Source organism: Halococcus agarilyticus, assembly GCF_000334895.1.
Lineage (GTDB): Archaea > Halobacteriota > Halobacteria > Halobacteriales > Halococcaceae > Halococcus > Halococcus agarilyticus.
On sequence record NZ_BAFM01000015.1, the window covers coordinates 13,466 to 29,442 of the forward strand.

At 67.0% G+C, this 15,977-nt stretch carries 15 protein-coding genes and 1 pseudogene; 7 read left to right on the plus strand and 9 right to left on the minus strand.

Annotated elements, in window-relative coordinates:
• Nucleotides 1-112: 112 nt before the first annotated feature.
• The 3 genes from TX76_RS12435 to TX76_RS12445 form a co-directional block, all read right to left on the minus strand.
• Nucleotides 113-1,012, minus strand: a complete 900-nt coding sequence (locus tag TX76_RS12435) for a PGF-CTERM sorting domain-containing protein (RefSeq protein WP_154019072.1) — start codon at nucleotides 1,010-1,012, stop codon at nucleotides 113-115.
• Nucleotides 1,013-1,288: 276 nt separating this feature from the next.
• Nucleotides 1,289-2,710 carry a PGF-CTERM sorting domain-containing protein gene (locus TX76_RS12440; RefSeq protein ID WP_079890828.1) on the minus strand — a complete coding sequence of 474 codons (1,422 nt, stop codon included), beginning with the start codon at nucleotides 2,708-2,710 and terminating at the stop codon, nucleotides 1,289-1,291.
• Between the two features lie 211 nt (nucleotides 2,711-2,921).
• The gene (locus tag TX76_RS12445; protein WP_049902819.1) at nucleotides 2,922-3,377 is read right to left on the minus strand and encodes a MaoC family dehydratase; all 456 of its coding nucleotides are present in this window, start codon (nucleotides 3,375-3,377) and stop codon (nucleotides 2,922-2,924) included.
• 111 nt (nucleotides 3,378-3,488) lie between these two features.
• Here TX76_RS12445 and TX76_RS12450 point away from each other — a divergent pair, with 111 nt between their 5' ends.
• Together TX76_RS12450 and TX76_RS12455 are read left to right on the plus strand one after the other, a co-directional pair.
• Nucleotides 3,489-4,337, plus strand: coding sequence for an HpcH/HpaI aldolase/citrate lyase family protein (locus tag TX76_RS12450; protein ID WP_049902820.1), 849 nt, complete (start codon nucleotides 3,489-3,491; stop codon nucleotides 4,335-4,337).
• 77 nt (nucleotides 4,338-4,414) lie between these two features.
• Nucleotides 4,415-5,671 (plus strand): Glu/Leu/Phe/Val family dehydrogenase, encoded by a 1,257-nt coding sequence (locus TX76_RS12455; protein WP_049902821.1) that lies wholly within the window; start codon nucleotides 4,415-4,417, stop codon nucleotides 5,669-5,671.
• Nucleotides 5,672-6,044: 373 nt separating this feature from the next.
• Here the strand turns inward: TX76_RS12455 and TX76_RS12460 are convergent.
• The 6 genes and pseudogenes from TX76_RS12460 to TX76_RS12485 form a co-directional block, all read right to left on the minus strand.
• Nucleotides 6,045-7,285: pseudogene (locus TX76_RS12460) on the minus strand (tripartite tricarboxylate transporter permease).
• A 90-nt stretch (nucleotides 7,286-7,375) separates the two neighbouring features.
• Nucleotides 7,376-7,729 (minus strand): 50S ribosomal protein P1, encoded by a 354-nt coding sequence (rpl12p, locus tag TX76_RS12465; RefSeq protein ID WP_049902822.1) that lies wholly within the window; start codon nucleotides 7,727-7,729, stop codon nucleotides 7,376-7,378.
• A 34-nt stretch (nucleotides 7,730-7,763) separates the two neighbouring features.
• The gene (locus TX76_RS12470; RefSeq protein ID WP_049902823.1) at nucleotides 7,764-8,822 is read right to left on the minus strand and encodes a 50S ribosomal protein L10; all 1,059 of its coding nucleotides are present in this window, start codon (nucleotides 8,820-8,822) and stop codon (nucleotides 7,764-7,766) included.
• Nucleotides 8,823-9,461 (minus strand): 50S ribosomal protein L1, encoded by a 639-nt coding sequence (locus tag TX76_RS12475; RefSeq protein WP_049902824.1) that lies wholly within the window; start codon nucleotides 9,459-9,461, stop codon nucleotides 8,823-8,825.
• Between the two features lie 120 nt (nucleotides 9,462-9,581).
• A complete protein-coding gene (locus TX76_RS12480) occupies nucleotides 9,582-9,845 on the minus strand; it encodes an amphi-Trp domain-containing protein (protein ID WP_049902825.1) in 264 nt (87 codons plus the stop codon).
• 100 nt (nucleotides 9,846-9,945) lie between these two features.
• On the minus strand, nucleotides 9,946-10,425 hold the full coding sequence (locus TX76_RS12485; protein WP_049902826.1) for a 50S ribosomal protein L11: 480 nt from the start codon (nucleotides 10,423-10,425) through the stop codon (nucleotides 9,946-9,948).
• Between the two features lie 108 nt (nucleotides 10,426-10,533).
• On the opposite strand from TX76_RS12485, the gene TX76_RS12490 reads away from it, so the two are divergent.
• The 5 genes from TX76_RS12490 to TX76_RS12510 all read left to right on the plus strand — a co-directional run bounded on the left by TX76_RS12490 (nucleotide 10,534) and on the right by TX76_RS12510 (nucleotide 15,947).
• Nucleotides 10,534-12,135: a flippase gene (locus TX76_RS12490; protein WP_049902907.1), complete on the plus strand. Its 1,602-nt coding sequence runs from the start codon at nucleotides 10,534-10,536 to the stop codon at nucleotides 12,133-12,135.
• 200 nt (nucleotides 12,136-12,335) lie between these two features.
• Nucleotides 12,336-12,569 carry a hypothetical protein gene (locus TX76_RS12495; RefSeq protein WP_049902827.1) on the plus strand — a complete coding sequence of 78 codons (234 nt, stop codon included), beginning with the start codon at nucleotides 12,336-12,338 and terminating at the stop codon, nucleotides 12,567-12,569.
• A gap of 490 nt (nucleotides 12,570-13,059) precedes the next feature.
• The gene (locus TX76_RS12500) at nucleotides 13,060-14,310 is read left to right on the plus strand and encodes a sulfatase-like hydrolase/transferase (RefSeq protein WP_049902828.1); all 1,251 of its coding nucleotides are present in this window, start codon (nucleotides 13,060-13,062) and stop codon (nucleotides 14,308-14,310) included.
• Nucleotides 14,311-14,361: 51 nt separating this feature from the next.
• On the plus strand, nucleotides 14,362-15,471 hold the full coding sequence (locus TX76_RS12505) for an OBG GTPase family GTP-binding protein (protein WP_049902829.1): 1,110 nt from the start codon (nucleotides 14,362-14,364) through the stop codon (nucleotides 15,469-15,471).
• Nucleotides 15,471-15,947 carry a TIGR04206 family protein gene (locus tag TX76_RS12510; RefSeq protein ID WP_049902830.1) on the plus strand — a complete coding sequence of 159 codons (477 nt, stop codon included), beginning with the start codon at nucleotides 15,471-15,473 and terminating at the stop codon, nucleotides 15,945-15,947. Before TX76_RS12505 ends, TX76_RS12510 begins: the two co-directional genes overlap by 1 nt.
• The last annotated feature ends 30 nt before the right edge of the window (nucleotides 15,948-15,977 follow it).

Here is a 15,977-nt window from a genome sequence, read left to right on the forward strand (position 1 = left end):
AACGGCGTCGCTGGTTCTCGAGGGGGAGCACTGCAAGGCTCGTTCGCTCCGCTGTCGACTGTCGATCGGCTCACGCCGTCAAAAAAGCCGCGAGAAGGATCGTCGAGAGGGGTTATTCGCGCCGTGCAGCGACGAGTGCGGCCGCGAGCAGCGCCACCACGCCGGCGATCAGCGTGAAGCCCGGCCCGTTACCGCTGCTGGTCGTCGTCTCTTCGCCGCCACCGCCGCCGTCAGTGGCAGTATCGCCGCCGCCTTCAGTAGCGGTCTCCGTGCTGCCTTCGGTCGTCTCCATGCCGGTGGTCGTCATGTTGCCTTCCATGCCGGTGGTCGTCATGTTGCCTTCCATGCCGGTGGTCGTCATCTCGGTCCCGGTCGTGGTCATCATCGACTCGTTGGCCTCGGCGACGTCGAGGGTGGTGTTCGCGAAAGAGCCGTTGTTGACCGCGACGCCCACGGTGTAGTTGCCGGCTTCCGGCGGGTTCGTCACGCCGCCGTAGGTCATCATGATCTGGTCACCCTCGCTGACCTCGATCGACTCGTCGAACCCGATCGTGAGGTTCTGGCCGTTCGGCCCGTACGTCGCCGCGGTCGCGTTCGCGGTGGCGTCCGTGTCGCCGGCGGTCACCGAGAACAGCGAGCTCAACACCAGCCCGAAGCTCGCGTTGGACTCGCCGTAATTGACTGTGACCTCGGTCAGGTTCCCGGTGGCGTTCTCACCCATCACGACCGCCGAGACCGTGTGGTTCGCGCTCGCGTTCGCCGCGCTCGGCTCCGCCACGATCGAGACGTTCTCGTCCGTCGCGTTCGTCATCGTCCCGTTGTCCATGGTCGTCCCCGCCATGGTCGTCTCGTTGCCCATGGTCCCGTTCATCATCGTCGTCTCGTTTCCAGTCTCGTTGCCACCGTCCTGTGCGCCGACCGTTCCGACCGCGGCGACAGTGCCAACTGCGGCTGCCAGCACTACCAGCCCGGCGAGGAACAGGCTCCGACGTGTATCGTGCGTTCGTGTCATAGTTCGATGGATCACCGTTTCATGGAGGCGATGGACGTTCTGTGCCGGGTCGCCCGGACCGATCCCGGCGATGGAGGCCGCCACCACCCATGAGTGACTTCGGTATCTGCGATACACCGCCCTCGTAAAATCCTTTTGGTATTATGTACGGCAGGACGAGACGAACGGAGGCGACGTCACTGAGGGCGTTCGCTCGTCGGTCCGGTCGAGCGATCGGCTCGGAGAACCGATCACGGAACGCCGAAAAATCCACCCGAAACGCTCGCTACACCGCGTTCAGTCGCGCCGTGCAGCGACGAGTGCGGCCGCGAGCAGCGCCACCACGCCGGCGATCAGCGTGAAGCCCGGCCCGCCGGCCTCGGTCGTCTGCTCGCCGCCACCACCGTCCGTGGCGGTCTCCCCGCCGTCACCGCCGGTGGTTCCGTCGTTGCCGGCGGTGGTGGCCCCGCCTTCTGTCGTCTCGTCCGTTCCCTGCGTCGTACCGTTCATCCCGGTCGTCTCCGTCGTGTCGCCCTCGGTCGTCTCGGTTCCGGTGGTCTCCGTTTCGCTCGTCCCGGTCGTGGTCATCATCGACTCGTTGGCCTCGGCGACGTCGAGGGTGGTGTTCGCGAAGGAGCCGTTGTTGACCGCGACGCCCACGGTGTAGTTGCCGGCTTCCGGCGGGTTCGTCACGCCGCCGTAGGTCATCATGATCTGGTCACCCTCGCTGACCTCGATCGACTCGTCGAACCCGATCGTGAGGTTCTGGCCGTTCGGCCCGTACGTCGCCGCGGTCGCGTTCGCGGTGGCGTCCGTGTCGCCGGCGGTCACCGAGAACAGCGAGCTCAACACCAGCCCGAAGCTCGCGTTGGACTCGCCGTAATTGACTGTGACCTCGGTCAGGTTCCCGGTGGCGTTCTCACCCATCACGACCGCCGAGACCGTGTGGTTCGCGCTCGCGTTCGCCGCGCTCGGCTCCACCACGATCGAGACGTTCTCGTCCGTCGCGTTCGTCATCGGCCCGTTGCCCATGGTCGTCTCGTTGGCCGTCCCGTTCGCCATCGCCGTGCCGTTCTCGGCTCCCATTTCGGTCTCGTTGGCCGACGGCTCCGACGTGGTCCCGTTCGCCGTCTCGTTGGTCGTCGTCTCGTTGGTCGTCGTCTCGTTGGCCGTCGTGGCTCCCTCGGCCGTCTCGTTTGCCGCGGATTCGTTCGAGGGCTCCTCGGCCGACGGTTCGCCGGTGACTTCGAGCGGGACCGTGGTCGTCGCGTCCTCGCCGACGACGCTCACGGTGAAGTCGTACTCGCCGGCCTCGACGCCGGTGAAGTTCATGCCGACGATGTCGGTCCGATCGAGATCGGTCGGCGGCAGGCTCGTGTCGTTGCCGAAGGTGATCTTGTCGACCCGATCGTCGCTGAGCCCCGACGCGGCGATCTCGACGTCGTACGTCTCTCCGTCCGCCGGACCGTAGACGATGTTCAAATTGAGTACGCCGCCGTCGGTCGAGTCGACGGTGTTGGCACAGCAGTCCCGAAAGCGTGCGTTCAGCGGATCGTCCGCCGGCGGGTCGTAGAAGTTCTCCACGCTCGCGTTGCCGGTCTCGTTGCCGCCGTCCTGTGCACCGACCGTCCCGGCCGCGCCGACCGCACCGACGGCGGCCGCCAGCACCATCACGCCAGCGAGAAGCAGGCTCCGACGTCTCTCGTTCGTTCGTGTCATGGTTGGGTTGGTCCCTCCAGCGACGGCGGTGCGACCGGTCCGGACATCCGGCGGTCCTCGAAGACGTGCCGTCGGTGGTTTCGGAGGTTGGTCTGGAGGACACACCAGCGTAATAAATTCCTTGTGGTGGCGCACGCGCCACGCACTCCCGACGATCCCGACCCGGTCCCGGACGTCGACGAGCGGTCGACGTTCTCCCCCGATAGAGAGCTCACTCGACGTGCTCGCGCTTCAGCGAGAGCGTCGTCCTGTCGAACTCACAGACGAGATCGTCGTCTTGGTTGAACGCCTCGACGTGTATGGTGACGACGCCGCGCTCGCCGTCGCTGGTCTCGCGCTTCTCGACGACGGTCGAACGCGCGCGGATCGTGTCGCCGTGAAAGACCGGGGAGGGATGTTCGACGTCGTCGTACGAGAGGTTGGCGACGATGGTTCCATCCGACGTGTCCGGGATCGTGAGGCCGACCGCGAGGCTCATGGTGTAGAGCCCGTTGACGAGTCGCTCGCCGAACTGGCTCTCCTCGGCGAACTCGCCGTCGAGGTGGAGCGGCTGCTGGTTCATCGTCATGTCACAGAAGCGCTGGTTGTCGCTCTCGCTCACCGTCCGGCGTTTCTCGTGCTCGATGGTCTCGCCCTCGTCGTAGTCCTCGTAGTAGCGGCCGACCATACGGTTCCTTCGCGCGCTCGAACCGAAAAGCCACCGGTGAGCGAGTGATCGGTGTCGCGATGACGGCGTGTCGGACACCATCTTGAAACCACCGGCCGCCGGAGTACGCTCATGGTCCGCAGAAGCGTGCTGTTCACGCCCGGTGATCGACCCGAGATGTGCCGAAAGGCTCCCGAGACTGGCGCGGATGTCGTGGTGTTCGACCTCGAGGACGCGGTCGCGCCCGCCCGGAAAGCCGAGGCCCGCACGGCGGTCGCTGACGTGCTCACCTCCGGGCTCGATCCCGACTGTGAGGTCTGCGTTCGGGTCACGGCCGACGACGCGGCCGCCGATCTCGACGTCCTCCTCGACGACACGCCCGACGAACTCCGTCTCGATGCGCTCATGCTGCCGAAGGTCGAAACGAGCGAGGACGTTCGCCGGCTCGCCAACCAGGCCACCGAGCGCGAGCACGATCTCCCGGTGTTCGCACTGGTCGAGACCGCTCGGGGTGTGCTCCACGCCGAGGGGATCGCCGCCGCCGAGCCCACGACCGCGGTGTGTTTCGGCGCTGAGGACCTCGCGGCCGACGTCGGGGCGAGCCGAACCGAGGAGGGAACGGAAGTGCTCTATGCCCGCGAACACGCCGTTCTCGCGGCGAGCGCAGCCGGCGTCGACGCTATCGATACGGTCTTCACCGACATCGAGAACAGGGAGCGACTCCGGACTGAGACCGAGTTCGCCGCCGAACTCGGCTACGACGGCAAGATGGCGATCCATCCCGCCCAGGTCGACCCGATCAACGACGCCTACACCCCGAGTCCGGAGCGCGTCGCGTGGGCCGAGCGCGTACTCGACGCGCGAGCCGAGGCCGACGCCGACGGCCGGGGCGTGTTCCGGGTCGACGGCGAGATGATCGACGCGCCGCTGATCGCCCAGGCCGAACGAGTGATCGAACGAGCGAACGCCGCCGGTCGCTGATTACCGTATACACCTCAATATTATTCGTGTGGTATGTGTCTCGACACGCTTAACAGGCGGCTCGGCGAGGTACGGGTATGTCCGAGCAGGTGAATCCGTTCGAGAGCCTCCAGGAACAGGTCGACGACGCCGCAGCCTACCTCGACATGTCCGACGATCAGCTCGAACGGCTCAAACACCCCGAGCGCGTGCTCGAAACCACCCTCTCGATCGAGGCCGACGACGGGTCATTGGCGAGCTTCAAGGCCTTCCGCTCGCAGTTCAACGGCGATCGCGGCCCCTACAAGGGCGGGATCCGATATCACCCGAACGTCTCCCGCGACGAGGTCAAGGCGCTCTCGGGCTGGATGGCGTACAAGTGCGCAGTCGTCGACATTCCCTACGGCGGCGGCAAGGGCGGCATCATCATCGATCCCAAGGAGTACTCCACAGCCGAACTCGAACGGATCACCCGCGCGTTCGCGACCGAGCTCCGGCCGCTGATCGGTCCGGATCGGGACATCCCCGCGCCCGACGTCAACACCGGCCAGCGCGAGATGAACTGGATCAAGGACACCTACGAGACCCTCGAAAACACGACTGCACCGGGCACCGTCACCGGCAAGGCGATCGCGTCGGGCGGCAGCGAGGGCCGGGTCGAGGCCACGGGCCGCTCGGTGATGCTCACCGCGCGCGAGGCGTTCGACTATCTGGGTACCGATGTCGCGGATGCGACGGTCGCCGTGCAGGGCTACGGCAACGCTGGCGCGATCGCGGCCCGCCTCCTCGACGAGCGCGGTGCGACGGTGGTCGCGGTCTCGGATTCGAGCGGCGCAGTGTACGACGACGATGGCCTCGACGCCGCGGCCGTCAAGGACCACAAAAACGAGACCGGCAGCGTCGTCGACTACGCCGACGCCGACGAGGAGCTCTCGAACGAGGAGCTGCTCACCCTCGATGTCGATCTCCTGATCCCGGCGGCGCTCGAAAACGCCATCGACGCCGACATCGCGCAAGACGTCGCGGCCGACGTGATCGTCGAGGCCGCGAACGGGCCGCTGACGCCCGAGGCCGACGACGTTCTGGCCGACCGCGACGTCTACGTCCTCCCCGACGTGCTCGCCAACGCCGGCGGTGTCACGGTCTCGTACTTCGAGTGGGTGCAAAATCGCCGTCGGTTCTACTGGTCCGAGGAGCGCGTCAACGACGAGCTCGAAACGGTGATCGTGAACGCCTTCGACGGACTCGTCGCAACGTTCGAGGAGCGCGATCTACCGACGTTCCGGATGGCGGCCTACGTCGTCGCCATCCGGCGCATCCTCGACGCCCACGAAGAGGGCGGTACGTTCCCCTGAAAGCCCTCGGCGCGCCTTGGCGGCGCGCCTCGCCCTTTTCATGTCGCTCAAAAACGCCGCTCCACGGCGTTTTTGGCATGCGAAAAATCGGGGATTTTTCAGCACCACCAGGCAGCACAGCACCGCGATTGCGCGCGCCGGGCGCGTCGCCCGGCTCACGGCTGCGCCGTTCGCCCGTTTCGTCCGCTCGCGTTGCTCGCGGACGCCCGGCACGCGCTGAAGCCCCCGTCCCTCCCCGTGCGGCCGCGATGAACGCGGCCGCGTGGCTTCCTCCCGCCTCCGCACCGCCCGCAACGCACAGTATCGCTACCGCACCATCCGGCTCCGGCCGTCGCACAGTCGCTACCCAGCGCCCCGAAACTCGTCGTGACTGTCAGATGCCGAGGATCAGCGGTCCCATCAACACCCCCATCAGGTGGACGCGGCGCGCACGGAACTTCGCAGGAACCAGGCCGATCAGCGCGCTCGCACAGAACGCACCCACGCCGATCGGCCCGGCGAACAGGTACGCGAGCCCGAGCAGGAGACAGAGCACGCCGACCGAGAGATGGGTGTACTCGACCCGTCCGACCGTCCGGAGATACCGGTCGCCGACCCACGGCACCAGCACGAACCCGACACCGGCCGCGAGCGCGACGGCCGAAAGCAACAGCGGCAGATCGAGCGGCACGCCCGTCGAATCGAGCGCGACCAGTACACCTGTGCGGGGCGATCCGAGCGCGACGAGCGCGAACAGCGCGAAAATCGTGTTTGAGGTGTTGACACCGCTCGTGGCGATCAGAAAGCCGCGCGCACCGTCGTCTTCCGGCACTGCTGGCAGTGTCACCGTCGCCGCGACCGCGGCCGACACCCCGGGAGATACCCGACGATCGCACCCGAAGCCGTTCCGACGAGTGCCGTCACCCCGATGGTCCGCCGGGGGGTCGTGACGGTGGCATCGGCCTGTTCGGGCACCCCCGCACCGTCGAGCGCCTCGATCAGGACGGGCGCACCGAACAGGCCCGCGAACAGCGGCATCAACATCCCGCCGGCGGCGAGCGGCGCGCTCGGCTCGACGTCGAGCGTGAGCCACCCGAGCCCCGCGCTCAGGAGGAAGGCGAGCGCACCCCCGATCCGCGAGATGTTCGATCGCTCGGTGATCACCAGAAAAAGCGCGACGCCGCCCAGGGCGAGCGGGAGGTGTGCCCGCACCGTCGGGTACACCGCCACCATCACCCGCGTCATCGGGATCGCGAGCGGCACCGCGAACGCGACCGCGAGCCCGCTCCCGAGCGCCGACAGCCGGAGCGCTTCCCGACCACGGCCTTCGATCACGAGCCGGTGGCCCGGCAGCGCCGAGGCTGCCATCGCGGCGTCGGGCACCCCGAGCGCGAGCGCCGGCACCACGTCGAGAAACGTGTGCGTGACGCCGGCCGCGAGCATCGCCGCGCCGACGTAGAGCGCTGGCCCCGGAACCCCCGGCGCGGCCGCCGCCAGCAGCAGCGCGAAGTTGTTGGCGTGGAGTCCGGGCACCAGACCGCTCACCGTCCCGAGCGCGATCCCGCCGAGGACGAACCCGAGCGCCGGCAGCGCGGCTTCAGGGGCAATCACGACGCTCCCACCGAACGGACCCATTCACCTCGCGGTGGCTGCGTCCCGGTATGTAAACGCTCGCACGGCTATCGGGGTCGGTGAAAGAAAAGCGTGGGTCGAACTGACTGTCGTTCAGCCGAAGAGTTCGCCGAGACCTTCGCCGCCAGCGTCGTCGTCCTCGTCGTCGTCCGCTTCGGCTTCCTCGGCCGCTTCCTCCTCGTCGGCTTCCTCGGTCTCGTCGGTCTCGGTCTCGCCGCCGGCCCCGCCGGCTGCTGCGCCGCCCGCACCGCCAGCGCCGCCCGCCGGCACCGCGGCGGCCTGATCGACTGCTTCCTCGATGTCGACGTCTTCGAGCGCCGCGACGAGCGCCTTCACGCGCGAGTCCTCGACGTCCGCACCGGCCGCCTCGAGCACGTCGGTCAGGTTCTCTTCGTTGATCTCTTCGTCCGTCTCGTTCAGGATGAGTGCTGCGTAAACGTATTCCATTGTTGTGGTGTTGGGTGTTGATTTCGTGATCGAATCAGCCGAACATCTCGCCGAGACCTTCGCCCGCGTCGCCGTCGTCATCGTCGTCGGACTCGTCGTCCGCGTCGGCGTCGGGTTCGGTCTCCGCCTCGGCCTCGTCGTCGCTCGATTCGTCTTCGTCCGCATCCGCGCCTGCGTCAGCCGCTTCCTCGACGCCGCGGAGCTCCTCGGGCAGGGCCTCCTCGTCGTCGATCCGGGCTGCGAGCGCACGGACCTGCGCGTCCGCCTTGCTCACGAGCTCGTCGGCGATGTCGGGGCTCTCGATCGCGGCGTGGACCCCGAGGCTCCGCGCCTCGGTGCTCGCCTGGCCGAGCAGCGCGCCGGCCGTGCGATCGGTCGGATAGACCGCGTTGATCGAGAGATTCCGCCCCGCCGCGGCCGCCGCCTCGACGTCCGCACGGTACTCGTCGACGTCGATCGCGAGCTCGTCGGGCTCGAACAGGATGCCGTCGGCGTAGACGGTCTTGAGGTCGAGTCCGACTTCTTTGGGTTCGATCCCGAGTTCGCCGAGGACGTTCGCGAGCTGGGCGGAGACCTCCTCGCCCTCCTCTAGAACTGTCGAGTCCTCGGTGACGTGGATCGAACCGTCCATGATCCGGGCGGCCGCGCCGACCTGCTGGAGCTCCCCGACGAACGGACCGGGATCGACGCCGGTGTCGCTCTCGGGGATCGTGATCGAGTCCGAGGCGACCTCGCCCGCGTTGATCGGGGCGGGCGTCTTCGACGCCTCCAGCTGGCGGTAGAGCCCGAACGGGTTCTCGTCCGTCCCGATCAGCCCGACCTGGCCCTCGACCTCGCTCGTGAGATCCGCGACGCCCTCGCCGGCCGCCTCGAGCGCACGCACGAGCAGGGTGTTCCGGGAGACCCGAAGCTCGGCGTCGCCGTGGAGCTCCCGGCGCATCGCCTGAAGCTGGCGGCTCGGGATCCCGCCGATCGAGACGACGCCGACGCTCTCGTAGCTCTCGATCAGGTCGGCGAGTTCGGCGACCTCCTCGCGCTTCCACTCCGGGATCGCCTCGGTCTGCCGGTCGCTCGCCTCGCTCTCGGCGGACATTTAGGCCACCTCCACGGAGGGCCCCATCGTCGTCTTGACGTACACCGTATCGATGTTGAGGGGTCCCTTTTCGAGGTCGGCCTCCAGTCGCCGGACGATGACGTCGATGTTGTCCCCGATCTCCGCGGCGGACATGTCGTCGGCACCGACTCGGGTGTGGAAGGTTCGCCGGTCGCGGCTCCGGAGCTGCACGGTGTTTTTCATCCGCTCGATCGTCTCGACGACGTCGTCGTCGGGCTGGAGCGGGGTCGGCATCTTCCCTCGAGGACCGAGAACGGTCCCGAGGTAGCGACCGATGTCCTGCATCATGCTCGCTTCGGCGATGAAGAAGTCGGTCTCGCCGGCGAGATCCTTCGCCTCGTCGTCATCGTCGCCGAGCTCTTCGAGGGCGTCGCCGTCGAGCACCTCGTCGGCGACCTCCTGAGCCCGAAGGGCGGTCTCGCCCTCGGCGAAGACCACGATCCGTGTCTCTTGGCCGGTTCCCTCCGGAAGAACGATACTCTCGTCGACGCGGTTCGATGGGTCGTTGAGGTCGAGATCGCGCAGGTTGACCGCGAGGTCCACCGTCTCACTGAAGTTCCGCGGTGGGGCCTCGTCAAGCGCGCGCGTCACGGCCTCCTCTATGTCCTGATCTGCCATTATCCACCTCCGTAGTACGCCTTCGTGGCTGCTACGGCGTGAAACAGGCGCTGCCTGCCTCGGTTGAGTGGAGGCCGATGCGCTCCTTAAACCCGTCGAAGCCGCCGCGGGCGCTCCCGGTCAGTCGACGAGGTTGCGCTCGGCGTCCTGTCTGTTCCACTCGATCTCGAACCCGATGCTGCGCTCTGCTGCCCCGAACCGCGAGGACTCCTCCTCGACTTCCACTTCGAACTCGCAGGTTTCGGGCGGGTTGATCCGGACGTGCTCGCCGCCGACCGCGAGCGTCACCTCGCCGTCGCCGCGGAGTTCGCCCGCGAAGCTCTCGAAGACGTCGGCGATCTCGTCGCGATCGAGCGACCGTTCGGTTTCGTACTCCTCGGACATGACACCGACCACGACTCCGGAGTGATCCCTAAATCTACTGCCGGGACTCGCAACGACGGACCACCCGACCCGCCTCCCACGGCAAAAGGTGTTCTGCGGTCTACGACTGCGCGAGCGTCTCGTCGTACTCGCCGTCGTCGACCCGGTCGTCGAAGGTGCGTGCGTCCTCGCCCTCGATGGTGACGCCGAGGCTGACGCAGGTGCCGGCGACTTCTTTCGCGGCGTTCGCGGTGTCGTATGCCAGCAGGTCGGACTGCTTCTGTTCGGCGATCTGTCTCACCTGGTCGACCGAGAGGTCGGCGACGAAGTCCTTCTGGGGTTCGCCGGAGCCGGTCTCGAAGCCGGCCTCGTCCTTCACGAGCGCCGCCGTCGGCGGGACGCCCACCTCGATCTCGAACGCGCCGTCGTCCTCGTACTCGACGGTGACGGGGACTTCGGTGCCGTCGAACGCCTCGGTTCGATCGTTGATCTCGCCCACGACTGCCTGCACGTCCACCGGCGTCGGCCCGAGCTCCGGGCCGAGCGGCGGTCCCGGATCGGCCTCCCCGCCGGGAACGAGGACTTCGATGGTTCCAGCCATACCGGCAGGATCGCCGCCGCGAGGTTAAGGATTGTCTTTCGCCCGCCGGCCGGCCCGGAAACCAATTCTTATACACGCGTGACGATCGAAGCGAAACAGAATAGATCGATGGCTGTCGACGACGATCGGGAGGCGTCGGCGGAGAGCAACCTCTCGCGGATCGCCTCCAGCGCGAGCCTCATGCTGTTCGTGGGCTCGCTCGGCTCGTTCTCGAAGCTGATCGAGCGCGTCATCATCGGGAACACACTCGGCCAGGAGGCTCTCGGTGCGGTGAGCATCGGTATCTCGCTCATGACCCTCGGGAAGACGGTCGCGCTCGTCGGCTTCGATCAGGGCGTGCCGCGGTTCATGTCGCGGTTCGACGACGATCGCGACGTCCGCGGGGCGTGGCTCACCGGCCTGCTCGTTGCGGGAATCGGGGGGATCGCCATCAGCGCGATCCTGCTGTTCTACGGCGATTGGGTGGCCGATGTCCTCCTGAACGAGAGCGGCGACATCCCGCAGGCGCTGCTCGTCGCGTTCGTGTGCTCGATCCCGCTGGTCGCGGTCCAGCAGATCGCGATCCGCGCGATCCAGGGGTTCGAGAACACCATCTACCGTGTCTACGTCCAGGACCTGCTCTACAACGGGTTCCGGATCGTCCTGCTCGTCGTGTTGTTGCTTGCCGGGGTCGGCGTCATTGCGGCTGGCTATGCGTACTTCGTGTTGGCGGCACTCTCGGTCGTCGCTGGCTTCTACTTCCTCGATCGGTTGCTCCCGATCCGAGGGGAGTTCCGACTCCATACGCGGCCGATGCTCTCCTTCTCGCTCCCGCTCGTGATCTCCTCGGTGGTGACGGTGGTGCTCTCCCAGATCGACACGCTGATGCTCGCCGCGTTCACCCCGACCGGGGCGGTCGGCATCTACAACGCCGCGTACCCGATCGCGGCCGGCGTCCCCGTCCTGCTCTCCTCGTTCGGGTTCATCTACCTCCCGCTGATCTCCCGCCTCGACAGCGAGGGCGAGCACGACGAGATCGAGCGGATCCACAAGCTGATCACGAAGTGGATCTACACTCTCGGATTCCCGGTGGTGCTCACCGTCGTCTTCTTCGCGACGGACGTCGTCTCGTTCGTTTTCAACGAGGATTTCGCCGCAGCGGGCCCCGCGCTCGCGATCCTCGCGCTCGGGTTCTACACGAGCGGGGCGGTCGGCAACTGTCAGGACGCCCTCTCGGCGTTCGGCTACACCCGCCTCATCCTCGGGATCAACGTCACTGCGGCCGTCGCGAACGTCGTCCTGAACGTCGTGTTGATCCGCGGGCTCGGGCCGATCCCGGGCTACGGCGTCACCGGTGCGGCGCTGGCCTCGGCGCTGTCGTTCGCGGCGCTCAACGTGCTCGCGTTCGCGGCCCTGTGGTACACGCGCTCGATTACGCCGTTCTCGCGGTGGAACGTCAGGGCCTACTTCGTCCTGCCGCTCGTCCTCGTCCCGCCCACGGCCCTCCTCACGCGCGCCGTCACGCTGGGGCCGATCGGGCTCGCGGTGTTCGGGCTCGCGGCGGCGCTTTCGACCGTGGCCGTCGTCGCGGTGAGCGGGGGTCTCCAGTCCGAGGACATCGTCCCCGTCGAGGGGGTCGAGAACCGGCTCGGTGTCGAGATCCCGCTCATCCGTCGCTTCATCCCCGACGACGACGACCGACACGAGATCCTGCGCGACAGCGATCTGTGATCGGTCGGATGAGTCGACCTCGACGGTCGCCACGGAATGGACACCGTCCGCCGGCCCGCTGCGTCTCCCGAAACACCAGTCGATAGTGTTTAGCGTCGGGGGCGAAAGCGGGCGAACGTGATCGCGACCGACACGCGGACACCGAACGCGAGGACGCACCCGGGACCGGAAACGAGGACGGAACCCACGGGGAGCGGCTCGTGACCGCCTCCACGAGCGACGGCGACCACGCCGCCGTCGAACTCCCCGAGCGAGTGCTCTCGCGGATCGAGCGGCGGGTCGAGCGCACGGACTTCGACTCGACGAGTGCGTACGTCACGTTCGTACTCGAAGAGGTCCTCGCGAGCGTCGAGGCCGACGACGACCTCGACGAGGCGGTCGACGAGGACGAGGTGCGCGACCGGCTGCGATCGCTGGGCTACCTCGACGAGTAGTCTCGGGGGAACGGCTGCCAGCCCACCGGCATCCGTGTCTCGGACCCCACTGATCGATAACTGGTGTCATCGAACCCTTCTCATGGATCGGTTCCATCCACACGTCGGTGAAACGGGCGATACGTAGCTATGTGAATCAGCCATCGACAGAACGTTTTTGAACAGCACTTCCCTGCTGCCAATTATGGAAAGCCGATGGCTCCTCCTGGGTTTCGGTCTGGTTTTCGGGGTCTTGATACTCGTGAATGTTTCTCAGGAAAATCCCTTGCTCGCCCTTACTGCAGCCGTCTTCGCAGCTTTTGGACTCGGTGGATTCTGGTGGAATACGACCCAAGATACCCCGATTCAAACGAGGTTTTCACAGTCTCGGTAGCGTAGCACGCCATCACCGATACTGGCTGTTCGTCGGGCACCGTACCGTGGGGTGAGAGCGCCTCGATGACACCCTCATCGATAGCCTATTACGTCGCGACGGGGTGGTTGCGAGACGATGGACGAGACACGGAACACGGTGCTCGTGACGATCGACAGCCTCCGTGCGGATCGCTGTGGGTTCATCGACGGCGATCGGGACACGACCCCGACGCTCGACCGGCTCGCCGAGGACGGACTCGCCTTCGAGCAGGCGATCGCGCCGGGCCCGACGACGTTCAACTCGATGGTGCCGAGCACCACCGGCGAGTTCTCCATCAGCCGCGAGGGCGACCCCGCTCGGGGGATGAGCAAGGAACGCATCCGCAAGCACCTGCGCGGGCGCGAGACGATCGCCGAGCGCTTCGCCGAAATGGGCTACGAGACCGGCGGGTTCACCGCGAACCCGTGGACCTCGCGCTTCTTCGAGTTCGACCAGGGGTTCGATCACTTCGAGGACTTCATGGACACCGACAGCTCGAGCTCGGTGTTCGACGACACCGACGAGGGGTCGAACTCGACCGTCGCGACGATGGTCCAGAACGTCGCCAACTGGCGCGAGGGCCAGAACATGTTCATGCAGTGGGAGGCCTTCTACGACGACATCCTCGCGTGGCAGCGCCAGGCGTCGGAGCCCTCCTTCCTCTGGATCTTCCTCGTCGACCCGCACATGCCGTATCTCCCGCCGAGCGAGTACCGCTCCGGGTCGAAACTCGGGAATCTCGCCGCGAACGCCTGGCTGCTCTCGGGCAAGTACGAGCCCGTCGCGCCGTTCGTCCACGACACGCTCTCTGTGGCCTACGACGACTGCATCCGCTACACCGACGCGTTCCTCCGGCGGCTCCACGACGACCTCGACGATGACACGCTGCTCGCCATCCACGCCGACCACGGCGAGGAGTTCGGCGACCACGGGAGTTACGGCCACGGAACCAATCTCCACGAGGAGGTGCTCCACGTCCCGTTCGTGGTGGCGAACGGACCAACTGGAACGGTCGAACACCCCGTTTCGCTCCGGCGACTGCCCGACCTCCTCACCGATCTCGCGAGCGGAGCGGATCCGCGCGAGACCGGCACGCTCGATCCCAGTCCTTACGTTCGTTCGCGCAACTGGGATCCGAAGTACGCCCTCCGTGGCGACGACTGGAAGTACGTGCGGGAGGCGACCGACGACGCGCTCTACGATCTCACCGCGGGCGAGGCACCGACGGAGAACGCCGAGCTCGTCGAGCTCGGTCGGCAGCTGGTCCGTCGCTGGCGAAGCTCGGACGGGGAGCGCAAGCGGATCGCGAACGCCGTCGCCGAAACGACCGAGAACGAACCCCTCTGAGGGGCGACGCGAACGGAGGATTTTTCGACGCCCGCCGGCCATGACTACGCGATGGGACTCGAAGGGGAGATCGAGGAGCTCCGCGAGGAGATCGCGGAGACCCCGTACAACAAGTCGACCGAGGCCCACATCGGCCGGTTGAAATCGAAGCTCGCCGAGAAAAAGGAGAAGCTCGAGAACCAGAGTTCGGCGGGCGGCGGCCAGGGCTACTCGGTCGAACAGACCGGCGACGCGACCGTGGCGCTCGTCGGGATGCCGAGCGCCGGCAAGTCGACCCTCCTGAACGCGCTCACGAACGCCGAGAGCGAGGTCGGGGCCTACGAGTTCACGACCCTCGACGTGAACCCCGGCATGCTCCAGCACAAGGGCGCAAACATCCAGCTCCTCGACGTGCCGGGTCTGATCGCGGGCGCGGCCGGCGGTCGGGGCGGCGGCCAGGAAGTGCTCTCGGTGATTCGTACTGCTGACCTCGTGGTGTTCGTGCTCTCGGTGTTCGAGATCGAGGCGTACGCCAAACTCAGCGAGGAGCTCTACCAGAACAAGATTCGGCTCGACACCCGTCCCCCGAAGGTCCGGATCACTCGGAAGGGGAAGGGTGGGATCGACGTCACCATGGCTCCCGAGGTCGAACTCGACGAGAACACCGTCCGGGAGGTGCTCCGCGAGCGCGACTACGTCAACGCCGACGTCGCGGTGAGCGAGGCGGTCGACATCGATCGGCTGCTCGACGGCGTGCTCGACAACCGCGTGTATCTCCCCTCGCTCGTCGCGGTCAACAAGGCCGACCTGATCGAGCCCGACTACCTCGAAACCGTCAATAGCGATCTCCGCGACCACGACATCGACCCCGACGACGCGATCTTCATCAGCGCCGAGGCCGAGAAGGGTCTCGACACACTCCGTGAACGGATCTGGCGGGAACTCGATCTCATCCGGATCTACATGGACAAGCCCGGCCGCGGCACCGACTACGAGGAGCCGCTGATGCTCCGCGCGGGCCAGACGGTGGGGGACGCCTGCGAGAAGCTCGGCGGCGAGCTCGAAGACCGGTTCCGGTTCGGCCGCGTGTCGGGCCCGAGCGCGAAACACGACGACCAGCAGGTGGGCAAAGACCACGAACTCAAAGACGAGGACGTGCTTCGGATCGTCGCGCGCCGGTGATGGCCGGCGTGGCCGCCTCGCTCGTCTCGCCTGCCCCGTCCGCCCCGCGTCGTCGGCTGCTCGTTCTTCTCGCGCTCGCGCTCGTGCCGTGGACCGTCGTCGTCGAGGGTGATGTCACTCTGCTCTTCCCGTTCGGTCTGGTCAACGCGAACCCGCTCCACCTCACGCCGCTCGACGACTATCTCCGGTTCGCGCAGGGGTTCGCGGCGCTGCCGGAGTACCTCCAGGCCTGGCCGGTGAGCGTCGGGTGCTATCTCGCGGCGCTCGCCAGCGCTCTCGGTGGCGTCGTCTGGCGCGAGGACCTCCGCGTGACCGGTGGCCTGATCGTCCTCACTGGGCTGAGCCACGCCGGGGTCGCGATCGGACTGTCGCGGGGGATCGGTCGGATCGCGCTCCCGCTCGGCCCGGTGCTCGCGCTCGCGATCGCGTGGTGGTGCTACTGGCCGCTCGTCCAGCGATCGGACCGGTTCCCGTAATCTTTTGCCCGCGGCCCGAGTGGAGCGGAC